This is a genomic window from Pontibacter sp. JAM-7 (genome assembly GCF_048548695.2).
Lineage (GTDB): Bacteria > Pseudomonadota > Gammaproteobacteria > Pseudomonadales > Balneatricaceae > Neptuniibacter.
Genome location: NZ_JBLYIF020000048.1, coordinates 1 through 254, shown reverse-complemented (window position 1 = coordinate 254; position 254 = coordinate 1). Strand labels below are relative to the sequence as shown.

General features: G+C 57.1%; 3 tRNA genes. All 3 read right to left on the bottom strand.

Features of this window, described 5'->3' with window-relative positions:
* The 3 genes from ACFVYJ_RS13830 to ACFVYJ_RS13820 all read right to left on the bottom strand — a co-directional run bounded on the left by ACFVYJ_RS13830 (window position 1) and on the right by ACFVYJ_RS13820 (window position 254).
* Window positions 1–73 (bottom strand) — tRNA-His (locus ACFVYJ_RS13830).
* A gap of 6 nt (window positions 74–79) precedes the next feature.
* Window positions 80–164, bottom strand: a tRNA-Leu gene (locus tag ACFVYJ_RS13825).
* Window positions 165–178: 14 nt separating this feature from the next.
* Window positions 179–254: transfer RNA gene (locus ACFVYJ_RS13820), tRNA-His, on the bottom strand.

Genomic DNA, 254 nt, shown 5'->3' with positions numbered 1-254 from the left:
GGTGGACAATGGGGCTCGAACCCACGACCGCCGGAATCACAATCCGGAGCTCTACCAACTGAGCTATGCCCACCATAGATGGTGCGAGCGGGGAGACTCGAACTCCCACACCGTAAGATACTGGTACCTAAAACCAGCGCGTCTACCAATTCCGCCACGCTCGCACATTTAAGAGAAATGGGGTGGACAATGGGGCTCGAACCCACGACCGCCGGAATCACAATCCGGAGCTCTACCAACTGAGCTATGCCCAC